The sequence below is a fragment of the Ottowia caeni genome (genome assembly GCF_050821495.1).
In the GTDB taxonomy this organism is placed as follows: Bacteria; Pseudomonadota; Gammaproteobacteria; order Burkholderiales; family Burkholderiaceae_C; genus Ottowia; species Ottowia caeni.
Window position 1 is genome coordinate 1,325,547 of sequence record NZ_CP151080.1, and the last position, 17,920, is coordinate 1,343,466.

The 17,920-nt window shown below is 58.8% G+C and carries 17 protein-coding genes, 3 tRNA genes and 4 pseudogenes; 13 read left to right on the forward strand and 11 right to left on the reverse strand.

Annotated features, from left to right (window positions below; translation table 11 throughout):
• Positions 1-205: 205 nt before the first annotated feature.
• From AAAK34_RS06435 to AAAK34_RS06455, 5 genes and pseudogenes are all read left to right on the forward strand, one after another.
• Positions 206-1,210 carry a TerB family tellurite resistance protein gene (locus tag AAAK34_RS06435; RefSeq protein WP_231693525.1) on the forward strand — a complete coding sequence of 335 codons (1,005 nt, stop codon included), beginning with the start codon at positions 206-208 and terminating at the stop codon, positions 1,208-1,210.
• A 104-nt stretch (positions 1,211-1,314) separates the two neighbouring features.
• Positions 1,315-2,268, forward strand: a complete 954-nt coding sequence (locus AAAK34_RS06440) for a methyltransferase domain-containing protein (RefSeq protein WP_431777854.1) — start codon at positions 1,315-1,317, stop codon at positions 2,266-2,268.
• Positions 2,265-3,653, forward strand: a complete 1,389-nt coding sequence (locus AAAK34_RS06445) for an amino acid permease (RefSeq protein ID WP_231693523.1) — start codon at positions 2,265-2,267, stop codon at positions 3,651-3,653. Before AAAK34_RS06440 ends, AAAK34_RS06445 begins: the two co-directional genes overlap by 4 nt.
• Positions 3,654-3,809: 156 nt before the next feature.
• Positions 3,810-4,199 carry a COG4315 family predicted lipoprotein gene (locus AAAK34_RS06450; RefSeq protein ID WP_231693522.1) on the forward strand — a complete coding sequence of 130 codons (390 nt, stop codon included), beginning with the start codon at positions 3,810-3,812 and terminating at the stop codon, positions 4,197-4,199.
• A 46-nt stretch (positions 4,200-4,245) separates the two neighbouring features.
• Positions 4,246-4,398 (forward strand): annotated as a pseudogene (locus tag AAAK34_RS06455) (RNA polymerase sigma factor); the annotation flags it as partial.
• On the opposite strand, the pseudogene AAAK34_RS06460 reads toward AAAK34_RS06455, so the two are convergent.
• Positions 4,394-4,606 (reverse strand): annotated as a pseudogene (locus AAAK34_RS06460) (c-type cytochrome); the annotation flags it as partial. The pseudogenes AAAK34_RS06455 and AAAK34_RS06460 sit on opposite strands and share 5 nt — an antisense overlap.
• Positions 4,603-4,974, reverse strand: a pseudogene (locus tag AAAK34_RS06465) (ferritin-like domain-containing protein); the annotation flags it as partial. The pseudogenes AAAK34_RS06465 and AAAK34_RS06460, both read right to left, overlap by 4 nt.
• Positions 4,975-5,319: 345 nt before the next feature.
• Here AAAK34_RS06465 and AAAK34_RS06470 point away from each other — a divergent pair.
• Positions 5,320-5,670, forward strand: coding sequence for a single-stranded DNA-binding protein (locus AAAK34_RS06470; protein ID WP_231693521.1), 351 nt, complete (start codon positions 5,320-5,322; stop codon positions 5,668-5,670).
• A 68-nt stretch (positions 5,671-5,738) separates the two neighbouring features.
• Here AAAK34_RS06470 and AAAK34_RS06475 read toward each other — a convergent pair whose 3' ends face one another.
• The 4 genes from AAAK34_RS06475 to AAAK34_RS06490 all read right to left on the reverse strand — a co-directional run bounded on the left by AAAK34_RS06475 (position 5,739) and on the right by AAAK34_RS06490 (position 7,195).
• Positions 5,739-5,885, reverse strand: a complete 147-nt coding sequence (locus tag AAAK34_RS06475) for a hypothetical protein (RefSeq protein WP_231693520.1) — start codon at positions 5,883-5,885, stop codon at positions 5,739-5,741.
• Between the two features lie 236 nt (positions 5,886-6,121).
• Positions 6,122-6,197, reverse strand: a tRNA-Lys gene (locus AAAK34_RS06480).
• A gap of 78 nt (positions 6,198-6,275) precedes the next feature.
• Positions 6,276-6,351: transfer RNA gene (locus AAAK34_RS06485), tRNA-Lys, on the reverse strand.
• A gap of 55 nt (positions 6,352-6,406) precedes the next feature.
• Positions 6,407-7,195 (reverse strand): tRNA threonylcarbamoyladenosine dehydratase, encoded by a 789-nt coding sequence (locus tag AAAK34_RS06490; protein WP_231693519.1) that lies wholly within the window; start codon positions 7,193-7,195, stop codon positions 6,407-6,409.
• Positions 7,196-7,350: 155 nt separating this feature from the next.
• Here AAAK34_RS06490 and AAAK34_RS06495 point away from each other — a divergent pair, with 155 nt between their 5' ends.
• The 3 genes from AAAK34_RS06495 to galU all read left to right on the forward strand — a co-directional run bounded on the left by AAAK34_RS06495 (position 7,351) and on the right by galU (position 11,416).
• Complete coding sequence (locus tag AAAK34_RS06495; protein ID WP_431777855.1) at positions 7,351-10,230, forward strand: valine--tRNA ligase; 2,880 nt, start codon at positions 7,351-7,353, stop codon at positions 10,228-10,230.
• Between the two features lie 45 nt (positions 10,231-10,275).
• Positions 10,276-10,464, forward strand: coding sequence for a hypothetical protein (locus tag AAAK34_RS06500; protein ID WP_431777856.1), 189 nt, complete (start codon positions 10,276-10,278; stop codon positions 10,462-10,464).
• 64 nt (positions 10,465-10,528) lie between these two features.
• Positions 10,529-11,416 (forward strand): UTP--glucose-1-phosphate uridylyltransferase GalU, encoded by an 888-nt coding sequence (gene galU / locus AAAK34_RS06505; RefSeq protein WP_231693518.1) that lies wholly within the window; start codon positions 10,529-10,531, stop codon positions 11,414-11,416.
• Positions 11,417-11,600: 184 nt separating this feature from the next.
• On the opposite strand, the gene AAAK34_RS06510 is transcribed toward galU, so the two are convergent.
• The 3 genes and pseudogenes from AAAK34_RS06510 to cysM form a co-directional block, all read right to left on the reverse strand.
• Positions 11,601-11,828, reverse strand: coding sequence for a sulfurtransferase TusA family protein (locus tag AAAK34_RS06510; RefSeq protein ID WP_231693517.1), 228 nt, complete (start codon positions 11,826-11,828; stop codon positions 11,601-11,603).
• A gap of 22 nt (positions 11,829-11,850) precedes the next feature.
• Complete coding sequence (locus AAAK34_RS06515) at positions 11,851-12,393, reverse strand: NUDIX hydrolase (RefSeq protein ID WP_231693516.1); 543 nt, start codon at positions 12,391-12,393, stop codon at positions 11,851-11,853.
• Positions 12,394-12,422: 29 nt separating this feature from the next.
• Positions 12,423-13,323, reverse strand: a pseudogene (cysM, locus tag AAAK34_RS06520) (cysteine synthase CysM).
• 236 nt (positions 13,324-13,559) lie between these two features.
• Here cysM and AAAK34_RS06525 point away from each other — a divergent pair.
• Positions 13,560-13,644, forward strand: a tRNA-Leu gene (locus AAAK34_RS06525).
• A 165-nt stretch (positions 13,645-13,809) separates the two neighbouring features.
• On the opposite strand, the gene AAAK34_RS06530 is transcribed toward AAAK34_RS06525, so the two are convergent.
• The gene (locus tag AAAK34_RS06530) at positions 13,810-14,151 is read right to left on the reverse strand and encodes a hypothetical protein (protein ID WP_431777857.1); all 342 of its coding nucleotides are present in this window, start codon (positions 14,149-14,151) and stop codon (positions 13,810-13,812) included.
• A 32-nt stretch (positions 14,152-14,183) separates the two neighbouring features.
• Positions 14,184-14,306 (reverse strand): hypothetical protein, encoded by a 123-nt coding sequence (locus AAAK34_RS06535; protein WP_431777858.1) that lies wholly within the window; start codon positions 14,304-14,306, stop codon positions 14,184-14,186.
• 284 nt (positions 14,307-14,590) lie between these two features.
• On the opposite strand from AAAK34_RS06535, the gene AAAK34_RS06540 reads away from it, so the two are divergent.
• From AAAK34_RS06540 to glpK, 3 genes are all read left to right on the forward strand, one after another.
• Positions 14,591-14,971, forward strand: a complete 381-nt coding sequence (locus AAAK34_RS06540; protein ID WP_431777859.1) for a hypothetical protein — start codon at positions 14,591-14,593, stop codon at positions 14,969-14,971.
• Between the two features lie 66 nt (positions 14,972-15,037).
• Positions 15,038-16,150, forward strand: coding sequence for a PKD domain-containing protein (locus tag AAAK34_RS06545; RefSeq protein ID WP_431777860.1), 1,113 nt, complete (start codon positions 15,038-15,040; stop codon positions 16,148-16,150).
• 165 nt (positions 16,151-16,315) lie between these two features.
• Positions 16,316-17,839: a glycerol kinase GlpK gene (gene glpK, locus AAAK34_RS06550; protein ID WP_231693511.1), complete on the forward strand. Its 1,524-nt coding sequence runs from the start codon at positions 16,316-16,318 to the stop codon at positions 17,837-17,839.
• Positions 17,840-17,920: the final 81 nt, after the last annotated feature.

Below are 17,920 nucleotides of genomic sequence, written 5' to 3' on the forward strand. Positions count from 1 at the left end.
ATTGTTTCTACGCGGCGGCATGGAACCCCCGAGGTAGGTGAAGAACCATCTCCGGTGTCTTGGGCACAAGCCGCATCATTCAGCGTGACACACTGAATCTGTCCAACTTATGCTCAAATGACGCTGAACTAGGTTGAACTGGGTCGGAAAGGGTGTTGTTTTGCCGCACCCATGTTTCATGAAAACCCACTCCATGAGGAATTTGATGAGCACCGAGGAAATCCACGCCATTCTTACCATCTGCCTGTTGGCCGCTTACGCCGACGGCGACAAGCATGACCGGGAACGCGAGCAGATCCGTCAAGTGGCCGAGGGTCTGGCGCAAGATCAGTTGATCAATCTTCCCGCCCTCTACCAAGATGTGCTGATGCGGCGGGTGCAACTGGCCGACGTATTGCCCAAACTCCGCAGTAGCGAGGCGCGCCAGCTGGCCTACGAGATGGCTCTGTGCGTGTGCGAGGCAGATGGCCAAGCCAGCGAGCCGGAAAAGGCCTTTCTTGCGCGGCTGCGTGAGGCTCTAGCCCTGGGGAGTGGGCGCGAATCTGCAGAGATCGTCGATCAGGCCGAATCACTGGTCTCGGCACCTTTGGCGGGTACTTCCGTTAAGCCGCCTGAAATGACCGATGTAGGGCTGCCTGCGCCACACCCTCACGCTGTCGATGAGCTCCCCATCGCAGTTGCAGAGCGTCGCCCTGGCAAGCTCTCGGCGGCGGACATGGATCGCAAGATCCTCAATGCGTCTATCCTCAACGGCGCGATCGAGTTGCTGCCAGAGAACCTTTCCACGCTGGCCATCATTCCGTTGCAAATGCGGCTGGTCTATCAGATAGGCCAGAGCTATGGCTACGAGCTGGATCGGGGTCACATCAAAGATCTGCTGGCCACCCTCGGCGTGGGTTTGACGTCGCAATACCTGGAGCAGGCCGGCCGAAAACTGATTGGCAAGCTGCTGGGCAAAGGCATGCTCGGTGGACTGGGCCGACAAGCTGTCAGCAGCGGCATGAGCTTCGCTTCCACCTATGCGCTGGGGCATGTCGCCAACCAGTACTACGCGGGCGGCCGCGCGCTTAGCAAGCAGATGATGCAGTCCGCCTACCAGCATGTGATGACCGACGGTCGCCAGCTGCAGGCGCAGTACTTGCCGCAGATGCAGGAGATGTCCCGTGGCCTGAATACCGGCAAGATTTTGCAGATGGTGCGCGGGGGCTAGTGTCCTATTTTGCGACCCTAGGGTTTTCACTGGGGCTTTCTGGGGAACTGCAACAGCAGGAAGTAGGTCCGTTTTTCTTACAGATTAAGTTTCCGGAGGTTCTTTTGACAATTGCTGCCCTACCTCATGCACTGCGCCGTGCGTTTCTCGCCCGCTCCGGTGCTCTGGTCGCTAGCGGCATGCTGGCATCGCCGGCGCTGTTGGCCCAAACTGCGGGAGGCTCTGGAGTCTATGAGCCCAAGCGCGGACAGGCCGGTAAAGATGTCATCTGGATACCCTCTCCAGACGCGCTGGTCACGCGCATGCTGCGTATGGGGTCGGTCACTCCGAGAGACTACGTGATCGATCTGGGCTCCGGCGACGGCAAGATCGTTATTGCGGCAGCCCGTGAATTTGGTGCGCAGGGCAAGGGAATTGAATACAACCCGAGCTTGGTCGAGTTGTCCAAACAACGCGCTGAAGCAGCGGGCGTGGCGCAACGCGCGGAGTTTGAGAAGGCAGACATCTTCGAGTCAGACTTCTCACGCGCCACGGTCATCACCATGTACTTGCTGCCGCACCTGAACCTGAAGCTGCGGCACCGTATTCTTGCCCTGAAGCCCGGCACGCGTGTGGTTTCGCATGAGTTCCGTATGGGGCGCTGGGTGCCCGACGAAACTTCCCGAGTTGGCACCGCCTCGGTGCACCTTTGGCTGGTGCCCGCCAATGTTGGCGGTGAGTGGGAGCTGACTTTTCCGCAACGCAGTGGCCCGGTCACTGTGACCATGAAGCTCACTCAAACCTTCCAGAATTTCATTGGTGATGTGGTTTTCCGGGAATTCAGCACCGGCGTGCGCGAGCCAAAGGTTGCAGGTGATCGGATGCACTTCTCATTGACTGACGAAGACGGCCTTCTGCGCAGATTCGAAGGGCAAATCGCCGGCAACCGTATCACCGGCTCAGTTTTCGAGGGCGCAACGCGAGCGCCCTTTACCGCACGCAGGCTGGGCGATGCGCCCGCCATTGGTGGCTCCGGACCTGCGCCCGAGGGCGAGGCCGAATCGATTTCGGCAGAATGACGCCCCCGCTCAGCGAAGCCGCCCAACCGCAACCTACCATTCGGTTGCGTGAGGCCGTGGCGATCATCGTCGGGATTGTGATTGGCGCGGGGATCTTCAAGGCCCCCTCACTGGTCGCGCAATTCACCGGCTCCATGGGCTGGATGCTGGCCGCCTGGGTAGCAGGAGGCATAATCTCCTTCATTGGAGCACTTTGCTATGCCGAACTGGCGGCGACCTGGCCCCACGCGGGGGGTGACTATCACTTCCTGCACCGTGCCTATGGCCGCCACATGTCTTTTCTTTTTGCATGGGCGCGTTTCTCAGTCATTACCACCGGTTCGATCGCGTTGCTGGCTTTCGTCTTCGGCGACTACATGACCGCTTTGGTACCCCTGGGGGTGTACAGCTCAGCGATCTGGGGTGCGCTGGCGGTTCTGGTGCTGACCTGGGTTAACGGGCGCGGCATTCACGCAGGTGCTGGCACGCAAAGCTGGCTGACGATGGCAGAGGTCCTGGGTTTGGTGCTGATCATCGCCGCCGGGCTCTGGCTGTGGCAGGCGGGAGCGGGGCAACCCATGGTGCCACCACCCGCGGAGGCAGTCAGTGCCTCAGGGCCGCCGGACATGGCCATGCTGGGCTTGGCCATGGTTTTCGTGCTGCTCACCTACGGTGGCTGGAACGAAGCCGCCTATCTGAGCGCCGAGTTGCGGGGCTCACGCCGGCGGATTCTGCATGCGCTGGTCATCAGCATCACGCTCATCACGGTACTTTATCTGGCTGTGAACCTGGCCTACGCCTACGGCCTGGGCATTGAGGGCATGGCCAAAAGCCAGGCCGTTGCGGCTGACCTGTTGCGTGTGGCCTTTGGGCGTACCGGGGAGACGCTGATCGCCGTAGCTGTTGCCGTGGCGTCCTTGACATCCATTAACGCCACCATGATCGTCGGGGCGCGCACGAATTTTGCCGTGGGCCGTGACTGGCCGGCCTTGCACGCGCTGGGTCGGTGGCACCCGGTACGGGGTGTCCCCACGGCGGCACTTTATGCTCAATCGGGCTTCGCGCTGGTCTTGGTGGCTTTCGGCGGCAGCCTGCGCGGGGGCTTTCAGACCATGGTCGACTACACGGCACCGGTCTTCTGGACCTTTTTCTTCCTCTGCTCCGTGGCCCTGATCGTGTTGCGCGTGCGGGAGCCGCAAACACCCAGGCCATTCAAAGTGCCTCTTTACCCCGTGCTGCCGCTGCTGTTTTCGGCAGTGTGTTTGTACATGCTGTGGTCTTCGCTGGTTTATGTGAAGGCTGGTGCTCTGGCCGGCGTCGGTGTGTTGATCGTGGGCGGAGCGTTGCTTTGGGCACTAGAGCGTGCGCCAAGGCCCGAAGCCACCCGACGGGATTCGGTGACCTGAAGACGCGCATCGTTGTATCTGCGGCTTTGGTAACAAAGCCTGTTTACACGCCCGGCGCTTTATCAAGCAGCCGGGCTTTTTCATATTTGCTGTACGCCATGGAATAAAACCATCCGCAAGTCTGTTTACCGTAGGTCCACTTCAAGGAGAGACATCGTGATTCGGATTGCTTCGCGTTCGATACTGGCATCTACCCTGCTGGCAGCCTGTTCGTTGGTTCAGGTGGCCTATGCACAGTCTCCAGCCACAGCGATGGATGGTGTGCTGGTCGGCCCCAATCAAATGACACTGTATGTGTTTGATCGGGATACGGCTGGCTCGGGCAAAAGTGTATGCAATGGTGGCTGCGCCACCAATTGGCCACCACTGGCCGCACCATCGGGCGCTGCCGCCATGGGAGACTGGGGCATCGTGACCCGTGATGACGGCAGCAAACAATGGGCCTACAAAGGGCGTCCGCTCTACTATTGGGCCAAAGATTCCAAGCCCGGCGATAAGACGGGCGACGGATTCGCCAACAATACTTGGCATGTCGCCAAGCCTTGAGCCAAGTCATTAGCCAAGCCCTGAGCCAAGCGCTGATTTAGGTTGAGTGAACGTCGACGCTGCCATCGCCCACATTCCCCGTCTGCGCCGTTATGCGCAGGCGCTGGTGGGCGATGCTGTGCGTGCCGACGATCTTGTGCAAGACACGTTGGAGCGGGCTTGCCAGAAATGGGCGCTCTGGCATCCTCCCGCTACCGCATCCAGCTTGAGTAGGCGAAGCCGGGCACGCTACCCGCGCGCCGCCCCAACAAGCCACAGTGGTGAGGCCCTACCCGGTCATAGGCGAGTGTATGGCAGGCCAAACACCGGGCATAAATCTGCTCGCCGCTCAAGGTGCTTGGCGCCGCTTCTGACGCAGTCGTGGCAACGAGCAAAGCGCCCACCAACAGGCAGTGCTTGATGGTCATGATACGAACGCCGAGGGTACCGGGGCTTCGCCGACCGCCTGACGCAGTACGGCCCAGCGCATGGCTTCATCGCCCAGGATGCTGGCTGCGGCCTTGGACAGATCGCGGTTTACAAATAACGGCACCGCACCCAGGTATGCGCTGACGGCCCCTTGTTCCAGCTTGGCGGCGAAGCGCAGCACGTCTTCCTGAGAATTAAGCTGATCGACCGGAAAGTTATAAGCGCTCTTGGCGCTGACAGGTTTGCCGCCGAGCTTCTCTATCGTCTTGGCCAGCAAGTCGGCATGCGCCTTGTGATGACCCTGGAAGGTAACAGCCAGATCAAGTGCTGCCTTTTGCAGTAGCTTGCTTTCGGCGCCTACCTGATAGTTTGATGGTGAACGATGCAATCGCATCGTGGTAGCCGTACTTTCACGGCTCACAGGTAGCGAGCGCTAAGAACCTGTTCACGATCTATTGATCGGCGCAAACCCTGCTTACTACGATTCGGTGTCAACCATCGTGATGATGGATCCCCTGGCCAGCGCGCTTGGTTCTGCGGAAAACGGCTTGCTGGAATAATCCTACGTTGATTCAGTCCAGTTGACTGGTCACTCATGCCCCGCGGTGGCGGGCACTGAGCGGCCGTGATTCTCGCTGGTCCCGAGCAGACTCTGCACGTCGGGCCAGGTCTTTCGCGCGTGACTGCTGCGATGCTTTTTTTAAGGATAGAAATGATTGATGCACTGATCGCCGGAAAACTATACGGAACCGCTGAACAACGCACCGGAAAATCCGACAAGCCCTTCACAGTGTGCAAGGTGCGCGCTTCCGCTGGAGACGGCGAGCCACTGTTCGTGAATGTGATTGCCTTTACGGATTCCGTGCAGGCGACACTGCTGGCGTTGGGTGATGGCGACAGCGTGGCGCTATCGGGCGAGCTGACGCCGAAAGTCTGGACCGACAAGGAGGGGCAGGTCCGCCCCAGCGTCGATCTGGTAGCGCATGCTGTGGTGACCGCCTACCACGTCAGTAGAAGGCAGCGGGCGGTTCAAAATGATGGACCGCATAGGGAGGCGCATTGAAGACCCCCAAGGACTCAGGCAAGCATGAGTCTGATGTAGGCTAACCACCTTCAACCCATACCAAGCAATCAGCAGCGGCCCTTCTTCGCCTGCCCGGGCGGGCAGCCATGCGGGTGTTCCTTCTTCGCGCCCGGATAGTTGTCGTGATGGCCGTGATACACGGCGCAGCCCGACAGAGCGAACGCGGCAAAAGCAATGGCAAATAGTGTTTTCATGGTTCTTGGCGAGTTCATGGATCAGAAACCCTGGGCTATTGATCAGAATGCTATTTTCTGCAGGCGCACCTGATATTCGCACGCTTAACAGTAACAGGCTGACGATAAGTGCAACGGAACGTTCCGTGCGTGCGTGAAGCGCGTGAGCCTGCGCGTGACGTTCCATCGAGATGGCCTGGAAGAGCCGCAAAAAAAACCGCGCTACCTTTTGGATAGCGCGGTTTGTTTGTGTTTGGTGGTGGGACGTGAAGGATTCGAACCTTCGACCTACGGATTAAGAGTCCGCTGCTCTACCAACTGAGCTAACGTCCCATCTCTTACTCGTTTCCGTGCAAGTTAGGATGAAAAAACCGCGCTATCTTTTGAAGAGCGCGGTTCTTTTTTGTTTAGTGGTAGGACGTGCAGGATTCGAACCTGCGACCAACGGATTAAAAGTCCGCTGCTCTACCAACTGAGCTAACGTCCCACTCTCTCACTCGTTTCCGAGTAAGCCTCGAAGTATAGCGCGTTTTTTTAGGATTTCAAATTCTCTGAGTTATTTTGTTCAAAATCCATCCGGCAGCGCACAAGCCGAAGGTGGCTGTAACGGCTACTGTGGAGCCGTATCCGTGGCAATTCAGGCTGCCGTCGGACTGCTCACTCTCGCAGGCTGCAGGGGGCTGTGCCACGCTTTCGCGGCTGAAGACACAGTCCACGCCTATGCGTCGGCCAGGGGAGGGCGCGTTGTGCTCGCGGCGCAGGCGATAACGCACTTGCGCCAGAAGGGGGTCATGCGTGACGTCGGCAATGTCGGTTATTTCTACGCGGTCGCCGCGCAGCTTGCCTCCGGCCGCGCCTACGCTAATGAAGCAGTGTCGTCCTTGTCGCGCCCATGCCGCCATGGCCACTTTGGCGGCCACCTGATCGCATGCGTCTATGACCGCGTCAACCGATGAAGGCAGAATTTTCGGCCAATTGCCGGGTTCGACAAACTCGTCGATGGTGTTCACGACGCAGCCCGGGTGAATTTGAGCAATACGGTCTTTCATGGCCTCGACCTTGGCCTGGCCCAGCGTTCCAGTCAGGGCATGAATCTGCCGATTGACGTTCGATTCTGAAATATGGTCGAGGTCGATCAGCGTGATCTCGCGCACGCCGCTGCGGGCCACGGCTTCAGCAGCCCAGGAACCCACCCCGCCAATACCAACGATGGCCACATGCGCCGCGCGAACCCTACGGGCGCCCTCCGGGCCATACAAGCGGCTGAGGCCGCCAAAGCGTCGTTCCAGATCGGGAGATGAATCCATGTGGGTGTCGGCGGGGGAAAGCATGATGGAGACGGATTCTATTGATTGCGTCTTTTGCTGCGCATACGACTTCGCCAACCGGCGGCAGAGCGGACGGATGGGTTCGCGGATGTGTCTGCACGCTACCACAAGGCTAAAATCATGGTTTCCTTGCCCGTTGCTCCTAGGCATTGCGGGCTATGTCAATTGCGGTTACGCCGCCCTCCGCCATGTCTGAACAGCAGCTCTCGCAGCCGGGCCTTGCCGCCCTGTCCAAATCTTTTGATCCCGCCGCCGTCGAATCGCGCTGGGGCCCCACGTGGGAGCAGCACGGCCTGGGCCGAGCCGGTTATCGCGGCACGGGCCAGCCCAGCGACGAGGCAGCCGCCAAGGGCGATAACTTTGCCATTCAGCTGCCGCCACCCAATGTCACGGGCACGCTGCACATGGGGCATGCGTTCAACCAGACCATTATGGACAGCCTCACGCGGTATCACCGCATGCTGGGCTTCAATACCGTCTGGGTCCCGGGAACCGATCACGCTGGCATTGCCACGCAGATTGTCGTAGAGCGGCAGTTGCAAGAGCAAAAGCAAAGCCGGCACGACCTGGGGCGCAAGAATTTCGTCGCCCGCGTGTGGGAATGGAAAAAGCAGTCAGGCGACACCATTACGCAGCAAATGCGCCGCATGGGCGCCAGCGTCGATTGGGGTCGTGAATACTTCACCATGGACGACAAGCTCAGCAAGGTCGTCACGGAAACGTTCGTGCAGCTCTTCGAGCAAGGCTTGATCTACCGCGGCAAGCGGCTGGTCAATTGGGATCCGGAGCTAAAAACGGCCGTGAGCGATCTCGAGGTGGAGAGCGAAGAGGAAGAGGGCTTCCTATGGCACATCGCCTATCCGCTTTCCGATGGCAGTGGCCAGCTGGTGGTGGCTACCACCCGGCCCGAAACCATGCTGGGTGACGTGGCTGTAATGGTCCACCCGGAAGATGAGCGCTACAAGCACTTGATCGGCCGGCAGGTCAGGCTTCCTCTGGTGGGGCGTGAGATTCCCGTCATCGCTGATGACTACGTTGACAAGGAATTCGGCACAGGGGTTGTCAAAGTGACACCGGCACACGACGCCAACGACTACGCGGTCGGACAGCGCCACGGGCTGCCAATGATCGGCGTGCTCACGCTGGATGCCGCCATCAACGACAACGCACCCGAAAAGTATCGCGGCCTCAACCGCTTTGAGGCGCGCAAAGCCGTGGTAGCTGATCTGCAGGCGCTGGGTCTGCTGGTAGAAACGAAGAAGCACCGGCTGATGGTGCCGCGTTGTGGTCGTACAGGGCAGGTCATTGAACCCATGCTGACCGACCAGTGGTTCGTGGCCATGAGCAAGCCTGATGAAACCGGCAAGAGCATTGCGCAGAAGGCGATCGACGCCGTGCAGTCTGGCCAGGTTCGCTTTGTGCCAGAGCAATGGGTCAATACCTATAACCAGTGGATGAACAACATCCAGGACTGGTGTATCAGTCGCCAGCTATGGTGGGGCCATCAGATTCCGGCCTGGTATGGCGACAACGGCGCCATCTTCGTGGCTCGTAGTGAAGAAGAAGCGCGTTCCAAGGCCGCGCAAGCCGGGTACACCGGCCCGCTCACGCGCGATGAAGATGTCCTCGATACCTGGTATTCCTCCGCGCTGGTGCCTTTTTCCTCTCTCGGCTGGCCAGAAAAAACGCAGGATCTGAGCCTTTATCTGCCCAGCAGCGTGCTGGTCACTGGTCACGACATCATTTTCTTCTGGGTAGCCCGGATGATCATGATGACGACGCACTTTACCGGCCAGGTACCGTTCCGTGATGTGTACATCCACGGTCTGGTGCTGGACGCGCACGGCAAGAAAATGAGCAAGTCCGAGGGTAACGTGCTGGACCCGGTTGACTTGATCGACGGTATTTCGCTGGAGCCTTTGCTGCAAAAGCGCACCACCGGCCTGCGCAAGCCAGAAACCGCACCCAAGGTTCGCGACAACACCAAGAAAGAGTTCCCTGAGGGTATTCCAGCCTACGGTGCCGATGCGTTGCGTTTCACCTTTGCCGCCATGGCCACATTGGGGCGCACCGTCAACTTCGACAGCAAGCGCTGCGAGGGCTACCGCAACTTCTGCAACAAGCTCTGGAACGCCACCCGCTTCGTGCTGATGAACTGCGAAGGGCATGACTGCTCCGCGTCGGAAGACATCGCCGCTCATCGCTCTCCCGCCGACCGCTGGATCATCAGCCGTCTGCAAAAGACCGAGGCCGATATTGCCAAAGGCTTTGCCGACTACCGTCTCGACAACGTGGCCAACACGATCTACGACTTCGTCTGGAACGAGTTTTGTGATTGGTACCTCGAAATTGCCAAGGTGCAGATCCAGACTGGCAGTGCAGAGCAGCAGCGCGCCACACGCGGCACGCTCGTGCGCGTGCTTGAGGTCATTTTGCGTCTGGCGCATCCGATCATTCCTTTCGTGACCGAATCGCTTTGGCAAACCGTTGCACCCGTGGCGGGGCAAGCTGGCGACTCCATCGCTATATCGCCTTATCCGGTGGCGAATGCAGCCCGCATGGATGCCGAAGCCGAGGAGCAAGTTGCAAAACTAAAGCGCGTGGTTGAGGCCTGCCGCAACTTGCGTGGCGAGATGGGTGTGTCCCCTGCCCAACGCATGCCCTTGTACGTTCTGGGCGATGCTGCCTTCATGCGGGCCAACGCGGCGCTGCTACAGGCGCTGGCGAAGCTGAGCGAAGTCAAGGTATTCGACGAAGAGGGCGCTTGGCAGGCTGCCGCTCAGGCAGCTCCGGTGGCGGTGGTCGGTGATGCCCGTCTGGCCCTGTTCATGGAGGTCGACATCGAAGCTGAGAAAGCACGTCTGGGCAAGGAAGCCGGTCGTCTTGAGGGCGAAATCGCCAAAGCCAGCGGCAAGCTCGGCAACCAGGCCTTCGTTGCAAAAGCACCTCCCGCTGTGATCGAACAAGAGAAGAAACGCATGGCTGATTTCAACGCGTCGCTGGAAAAAATTCGCGGCCAGCTCGCACGCCTGGGGTGAACCTAGATCCGGCAGTTGACCGCTTGAAATCTTCAGGAAAGCCGCATGAACACTCAATTTCTATGCTCCGATAACGCTCACCCGTTAGGTGAGAGCGCTACGCACCCGATCAGGCCGCCCTCGGGTGCGCTGGCCGCGTTGCTCGTCCTTGCAGGCTCGAGCCTGCCGCGTCCTCGCGCCTTGCCAGCGCTCCCGATGACGACCTGCTCGGGCGCGTCCAACTGCCGGATCTAGGTTGAATCCAGCCAGAAAAGCCGTCACCGTCTACCAGTTGACACCATCACCAGACCCTTCAACTATGTCTATCAACAGCCAGGTCACCACCGCCGTTTTTCCTGTTGCAGGATTGGGCACACGCTTTCTTCCGGCCACCAAAGCCAGCCCCAAGGAAATGTTGCCCATCGTGGACAAGCCGCTGATCCAGTACGCGGTGGAAGAAGCCTACGCTGCCGGCGTGCGCCACATGGTGTTCGTCACGGGGCGAAGCAAGCGAGCCATCGAGGACCATTTCGACACCGCCTACGAGCTTGAAAGCGAACTTGAAGCCGCAGGCAAGTCAGAACTGTTGTCGGTCGTGCGTGCCGTGCAGCCGGACGACATGGTCTGTACCTACGTGCGCCAGGCCCGCTCGCTGGGTTTGGGTCATGCGGTGCTTTGCTCCGCGCACATCGTGGGCGACCAGCCGTTTGCCGTGTTGTTGGCCGACGACCTGATGGTGGGACCGAAGGGTGGCCCCGGAGTCCTGACCCAAATGGTGCACGCCTTCGGTGCGCTGGGCCGCTCGGTGCTGGCCGTTCAGGAGGTGCCTGAAGATCAGGTGCGGCGCTACGGCATTGTGGCGGGTCAGGCCGCGGGCGAACGCTTGATCAGCATTGACCGCATCGTCGAAAAACCCGCGCCGGCGGATGCTCCTTCACGCATGGGCGTAGCGGGGCGGTACATTCTCACGCCACGTATTTTTGATGAAATCCGCAATCAGCCGCCGGGGGCTGGAGGTGAAATCCAGCTGACCGATGCCATTGCGCGCCTCATGGCCAAAGAGCGCGTTTATGCCTATCAGTATGAGGGTAAGCGCTACGATTGCGGTAGCAAAGATGGCTTCTTGCAAGCCACTGTGGAACTCGCTCTGCAGCACCCGCAAATGGGCGAAACATTCCGCGAGTACCTCAAGGCGCTTGAGCTTTAAGGATGCCCTGCACAACTCCCTGCGGTCGGTAGCAGCACGGCCTCGGGCGATCCGCTGCGTTGCTTTTCTTGCCAATAGCTGGGCTATTGGCTGCAAAATGACGCCTTGCGCCTCATCCCGATCCGCACTACCACCGACTCGCGAGGGTTATGCAGGGCATCCTTAAGTCTCGCAGGCAGCCTGGCTATCGCCTCTGCAGCACGTGGATGAATTCGTCACCCACAGTCAGCTGCTCTACCAGTTGATGGCCGGTTTGCTTGCAGAAGGCCTGAAAATCCCGCACCGAGCCGGTGTCAGTGCAGATCACTTTCAGCAACTGGCCGCTCTGTAGTTCGGCCAGGGCCTTCTTGGCCTTGAGGATTGGCAGCGGGCAATTCAGGCCGCGCGCGTCTACTTCCTTGTCGATATTCATGTGTCATACCCACGGCGCTTTGTTAAGGGCGCCTGCGTTCGGCATTTTCTTCTGCTGTAAAAAACACGGGCTCGTGCCCGCGTGTGCGGAGCCAGTCCGCCAGCGCGTAACCCGTGCCGGCGGGCCAGCATTTCAGATCGGCCAGGTCGTAAAGTCGGTAGTCGACCAATTCCGGTGAAAGACGAACCTCGCCCTCAGCCACTACATGGTAGGCGATGATGACTTGGTTCATCCGAAGAAACTCATAGGCCCCCACTAAATTCGTGGACAGGACATCCAGATTGGTTTCTTCCTTCACCTCGCGCGCGATGCCTTCCTGCGGAGATTCGCCTGCCTCCATGAAGCCGGTGATCAATGCGTACATCTTGCCGGGCCAGGCGGCATTGCGCGCCAGCAGTACTTTGCCGTCGATCTCGACGATGGCCGCCAGCACCGGCACCGGATTGTTCCAGTGTGTGAAATCGCAAGCCGGGCAACGCAGCCGCGCCTGCGGGCCGCTGTCTTCTTCGAGCGTGATCATCGACAGGGGCGTCGCACACTGAGGGCAAAAATTCCAGTCGGCCATTTTTTATTGGTGGTAGGGAAGAGGCAGCCTCAGGCTGGAAATACGCCGGTGGACAGATAGCGGTCTCCGCGATCGCACACCACGAACACAATGGTGGCATTTTGCTCGCGCGCGGCAATCTGCTGTGCCACCCAGGCTGCTCCCCCGCGGAAACGCCCCCAAAAATACCTTCTTCACGCGCCATGCGTCGGGCCATTTCCTCCGCGTCCGACTGCGTCACAGCCATTTCTTCGTCCACCTGTTGGGCGTCGTAGATTTTCGGAAGGTATTCTTCTGGCCACTTCCGAATACCGGGAATGCGAGACCCCTCGGCTGGTTGGGCGCCAATGATCCGTACTTGCGGATTTTTCTCCTTCAGGAAGCGGGAAACGCCCGTGATGGTTCCTGTGGTGCCCATTGCGCTGACGAAATGCGTAATGCGGCCGCCGGTTTGTTCCCACAATTCAGGGCCGGTAGTTTCGTAATGGATGCGCGGGTTGTCGGCATTGGCGAACTGATCAAGCACCACGCCCTTGCCTTGGGACACCATCTTGTCGGCCAGGTCACGCGCGTATTCCATTCCTCCAGAACGGGGGTCAGGATCAGTTCCGCGCCAAATGCCTTCATGGTCTGTGCGCGTTCCACTGACAGGTCTTCCGGCATGATCAGCACCATGCGGTAGCCTCGAATCGCTGCAGCCATGGCCAGAGCGATCCCGGTGTTGCCGGAAGTGGCTTCGATCAAAGTGTCGCCAGGCTTGATTTCTCCGCGCTCTTCTGCGCGTCGAATCATCGATAAAGCTGGTCGATCCTTCACGGATCCGGCAGGATTGTTGCCCTCCAACTTCGCCAGCAGGACGTTGCCGCGAGCTAAATTGTCTTGTGCATCAATGCGTTGCAACCGCACCAACGGCGTGCGTCCAATTGCGTCTTCGATCGTCAGGTAGTTCATGTCTTGAAATGTGCCATAATTTGCAGCTGTCGCTGTCGCTACACGGTTATTGGTGGAATTTCAGGCGGTAAACCTGAAATTTACTGTACCCGTGATCCAGTGGTGGTGGTCGCCTAAGAGCTTAAGCCTTTGAGAAATTCTGCAGGCTCATGCTCGTCAAGTTTTGGCAGGCGCCGTCAGCATAGTGCTCACAAGGCAGTGAAGCAAATAATGTAAAATTAGAGGCTTCAATACCCGCCCGGGTGGTGAAATTGGTAGACGCGCCGGACTCAAAATCCGGTTCCGAAAGGAGTGTCGGTTCGATTCCGACCCCGGGCACCAGTCGCTTTCGCAATGAAAGTGATTCCAGGCTTCCGAGATAGTCTGCAGGCATCTGGATGAAATGCATTCCACGAGGCAGGTTCTTGGTAAGACTACTCCAGTGCTGTGGCTTTGTTCGCGCAATGCATACACGGCATTTTTACGTTGTGCCGCAAGCGAGCGTGCCTAGTGCATTGCCTTGAGCGAGGCCAGCATCAAATGCGACCAATTCTGATCGTATAAAGCAACCATTACATCACTGCATGCATCGCCTGCTTCGGGCGGCGAATTTTGGCGTACAGCTTGGCCGTTTTCAAGTGTTCCCAGAAGCTCTGGGGCGGCGCGTACCCGCGGTTGCTTCCCCTGTTTGTCGATAAGCGTATGCCCCAGTCGCGCAAAGCATCCTGGACTCCACAAATGGTTGGGCGCATCGGGGTTGATCCAGTGGTGCGCCGGATCGGATCCCACGGGCATTTTTTGCTTGCCCCTGGTGGTCACGACGAATTTTTGCTCGGCCTTGGTGCGCAATCCATGCTGTTGAATCAGGCGGCGCATCTGCTTCAAGCGCACCCGTATGCGCGGGGGCGAGCAATTCCTTGCGCGCTCGGCCAGCAGTGTTCCTGCTTGACCACAGGATAGGGGTCAGGCGCCAGCAGGGCCACATCGCTGTTGTGCACATCCATGATGTCTGCACTCAAACGTGCAGACTCCGTTCGCTCGGGCGTTACCAATAAACGCTGGCCACCCTTGCTGATCAAATCACCGTTGCGTTTTCGGCTAACCCCGGGACCAAAGCTCGATCTGGGGGCTAGCTCCCTAGCGATTGACTCTCTCTGATGCGGCGGAGCACCTCAAGTTCGCATTCCTGCGCGTACTTCTCAAGTGCTTGGTCGCCGGAAAGCCTTCGTTCCTTGTACGTATTTGAACAAATGACAAGAACTGCATTGGTCCGCGTATACCTCGCCGATTGAAAAATGGTGCAGGGTCACGCGATCAGCTGACTGCCACTGATCTTGGTGGGGAGTCATCTGTGCAAGTCATTCCAGATATAAAAGGTATTTTAGAACTAATGATTGTCAACTTGGCTGTTGTAAGTATTTCTTTAGTTCTCATAAAGAAGTTGGCAAAAGAGTGGTTTTCTATGGAACTAATGTTGTCTTGCAGTTACCCATTGATTGGAATGTGCTGTGCCGCAGGTTTTCGTTGCCGTCAGATTCTAGGGAAGGTGTTCAAAACTCTGGCGGGAAGCGCGGGCCGATGCCAGGGATGCAGCGCAAGGCGGATTTTGTTGCCAATAGCCCAGCTATTGGCGATGAAAGCCAACGCAGCGATGCGCCCTGACATCTGATTCGCGCGTCGTCACGAGTTTTGAGCACCTTCCTTAAGTCAATTTGTAGACCTCTCTTTCCAAAAAATGAAATCAAAGAATTTGCTCGGAATTGCAGCGCTGCTCGCTGCCGTTTTTCTCTCTGCTTGTGGAGGAGGTGGTGATGGCGGAGATCAATCAGGGACTCCTCCAGCTGGCTCCACTCCCCCAATATCCACTCCCCCCGTAGTGGAGTGGTCCAACGCCCCTCCGGTAGCTAACGCCGGAGTCAGTCGGGAGGTTCCTACTGGGGTGAGGGTGAGTCTCAATGGCAGCGCAAGCGCGGGATCAAACGGTGAGCCGTTGACTTATAAGTGGAGGCTAACGTCTGTTCCTGCAGGTAGCACCGCGGTGCTGCAGGGTGCCGAGACAGAGCAGCCAAGCTTTTTTCCAGAACTAGATGGCCAATACGTTGTAAGTCTGATCGTCAATGACGGTCAAGTCGATAGCGCACCTGCCACCGTGGCTGTTTTAGCCTCTAGCGGGAATATAGCGCCGACTGCAAATGCTGGTATGAGTCAATACGTGCAGCCTCAGACCAGCGTCACTTTGGACGGCAGCGCGAGTGCTGATGCCAATGGTGATCCCTTGACCTACCGCTGGTCGATGACCTCCAAACCTGAGGGCAGTGCCGCAAGTTTGTCATCGAGTGCGGCAGTACATCCGACCTTCGTTGCTGACAAGGAGGGTGAATACGTTGTGAGCTTGGTGGTCAATGACGGTACGGTCGACAGTGAACCGGCTGCCGTTACGGTGAATGTCTCCACATCAAGCCTGACCCTCTACTCCATTCACGACGTTTTTGGGGTGTATGAGCAGCTTGAGGCGTTGCCGTACAGTGGTCGTCCAAATTACCGACAAACAATTGTTTGTGCACCGTCGGAATGCAAGCAAACCTTCACTGTTGGCAAATTCAGGCTCGTCGCAACAGGTCAGAACTACACCATCACGAACTTGGTCGCGGAGAAACTATCGGCCTCTACTATCCGGCCCGCGTTCACTGGATTGGCAAACAATCAAGTTATCGCCAGTGGGACTTCAGTAGTGTTCGAGCTTGGAGGGGGCTGCACGTATCAATCGGGGGGAGCTGCGCTGTTAACGGGTATGGCGCTGTTCGCTATCGGTTTACCATCAAGGAAACCGGGCAAACGTTTGTCTTAGACGCGCTCGAACTCTAGTTTGCTTTCGTAGTGCTGCCCCGAAGAGGCCGCACTACGACCGTCTAAGGTGGCGAAACATCCCTAGACGCCAACAATGACGTGCTTTCGAAGGGGAAAGCAAGGTTTCGGTTGTGACGAAGTAAATCTAGCGGTTACGCTTACGGCCATGGACTACCTCCTAGCGCTCGATCAAGGCACCACCAGTTCCCGCGCCATTGTCTTTGACCGCCACGGCCACGTGGTGGCGCAGGCCCAGCGTGAATTCACGCAGCATTTTCAGAGGCCTGGTTGGGTTGAACATGATGCGCAGGAAATCTGGGTGTCACAACTCGGTGTGGCGCGCGAATGCCTGCAGAAGTTGAGTGAACAGACCGGCCACGCGGCGGGAGGCGCCAAAATCAGGGCGATCGGTATTACCAATCAGCGCGAAACCACGGTGCTATGGGACCGCGCGACCGGCCGCCCAGTCGCTCCCGCCATTGTCTGGCAAGACCGCCGCACCACCGCCCGTTGCGAAGCGCTGCGCCGCGCGGGCAAGGCAGGCCTCATTCAGCGCAAAACCGGCCTGGTTCTAGACGCCTACTTTTCCGCCACCAAGCTCGAATGGCTTCTCGATCATGTGCCCGGGGCGCGCGCACGGGCGCAAGCGGGTGAAGTGGCCTTCGGCACCGTCGATAGTTGGCTCATCTGGAACCTGACCGGGGGCAAGGTGCACGCCACCGACGTCAGCAATGCGTCGCGTACCCTGCTCATGAATATTCATACTCTCGAGTGGGACGAAGAGTTGCTGCGGCTTTTCAATGTTCCGCGCACGGTGCTGCCGCGCATCGTGCCCTCCAGTGGCGTACTGGGAGAAACGCAGCCCGAATGGCTCGGGGAGTCGATTCGGATCGCAGGGGTGGCAGGGGACCAGCAGGCCGCCACCTTTGGTCAGGCGTGCTTTGCTCCCGGCATGGCCAAAAATACCTACGGCACCGGCTGCTTCATGCTGATGAACACGGGTGACTCAGCCGTGGCAAGCCGCAACCGGTTGTTGACCACGGTGGGGTGGCAAGGTCCCTACGAGGCGGGTGCGCGACGTACGGCATATTGCCTGGAAGGCTCGGTCTTCATGGCCGGCGCTACCGTCCAGTGGTTGCGCGACGGCCTGCAGCTCGTTCAGAGTACCTCTGAAGTAGAGGCGCTGGCGTCCAGTGTGCCGGACACCGGTGATGTTTTTCTGGTGCCGGCATTTGCAGGTCTCGGGGCGCCCGATTGGGACGGAAGTGCCCGAGGCACCCTTGTGGGGCTGACCCGCGGGACCACTCGAGCGCACATTGCACGTGCCGCGCTGGAGGCCATCGCACTGCAATCAGCCGATCTGTTTGCCGCCATGACGCGGGACGCCGGAATCGCGTTGACCGAGTTAAGGGTCGATGGTGGTGCCAGCCGAAACAATCTTCTAATGCAGATGCAAGCCGATTTTCTGGGTGTGCCAGTGGTGCGGCCACTTGTCACCGAAACCACGGCATTGGGCGTGGCCTACCTGGCGGGCCTGGCGGTTGGCACATGGGCCGATGGCGCTGACATTGGCCAGCACTGGACTGTTGATCGGCGGTTTGAGCCAAGCCTGACCGAGCCCGCGCGTCGCGCCCGACTGGCTCGTTGGCGCGAGGCGGTAGAGCGATCGAAGAAATGGGCCCGCTCGTGAGGTGAGAGTGGCGCACTTACTGCGTTGCGAGTAGTTCCACGGGTGGGGGAGCCCGGGCAGAGGCACGTATCTGCAATTTTG

Coding starts and splice junctions, on each gene's coding strand:
- AAAK34_RS06490 (WP_231693519.1), bottom strand. CDS start 7,195: ATGCTTTCCCCCGCCGACACCCACATGGATTCATCTCCCGATCTGGAA.
- AAAK34_RS06475 (WP_231693520.1), bottom strand. CDS start 5,885: ATGAAAACACTATTTGCCATTGCTTTTGCCGCGTTCGCTCTGTCGGGC.
- AAAK34_RS06535 (WP_431777858.1), bottom strand. CDS start 14,306: ATGGATGTGCACAACAGCGATGTGGCCCTGCTGGCGCCTGACCCCTAT.
- AAAK34_RS06515 (WP_231693516.1), bottom strand. CDS start 12,393: ATGGCCGACTGGAATTTTTGCCCTCAGTGTGCGACGCCCCTGTCGATG.
- glpK (WP_231693511.1), top strand. CDS start 16,316: ATGGACTACCTCCTAGCGCTCGATCAAGGCACCACCAGTTCCCGCGCC.
- galU (WP_231693518.1), top strand. CDS start 10,529: ATGTCTATCAACAGCCAGGTCACCACCGCCGTTTTTCCTGTTGCAGGA.
- AAAK34_RS06510 (WP_231693517.1), bottom strand. CDS start 11,828: ATGAATATCGACAAGGAAGTAGACGCGCGCGGCCTGAATTGCCCGCTG.
- AAAK34_RS06500 (WP_431777856.1), top strand. CDS start 10,276: ATGAACACTCAATTTCTATGCTCCGATAACGCTCACCCGTTAGGTGAG.
- AAAK34_RS06470 (WP_231693521.1), top strand. CDS start 5,320: ATGATTGATGCACTGATCGCCGGAAAACTATACGGAACCGCTGAACAA.
- AAAK34_RS06435 (WP_231693525.1), top strand. CDS start 206: ATGAGCACCGAGGAAATCCACGCCATTCTTACCATCTGCCTGTTGGCC.
- AAAK34_RS06495 (WP_431777855.1), top strand. CDS start 7,351: ATGTCAATTGCGGTTACGCCGCCCTCCGCCATGTCTGAACAGCAGCTC.
- AAAK34_RS06445 (WP_231693523.1), top strand. CDS start 2,265: ATGACGCCCCCGCTCAGCGAAGCCGCCCAACCGCAACCTACCATTCGG.
- AAAK34_RS06545 (WP_431777860.1), top strand. CDS start 15,038: ATGAAATCAAAGAATTTGCTCGGAATTGCAGCGCTGCTCGCTGCCGTT.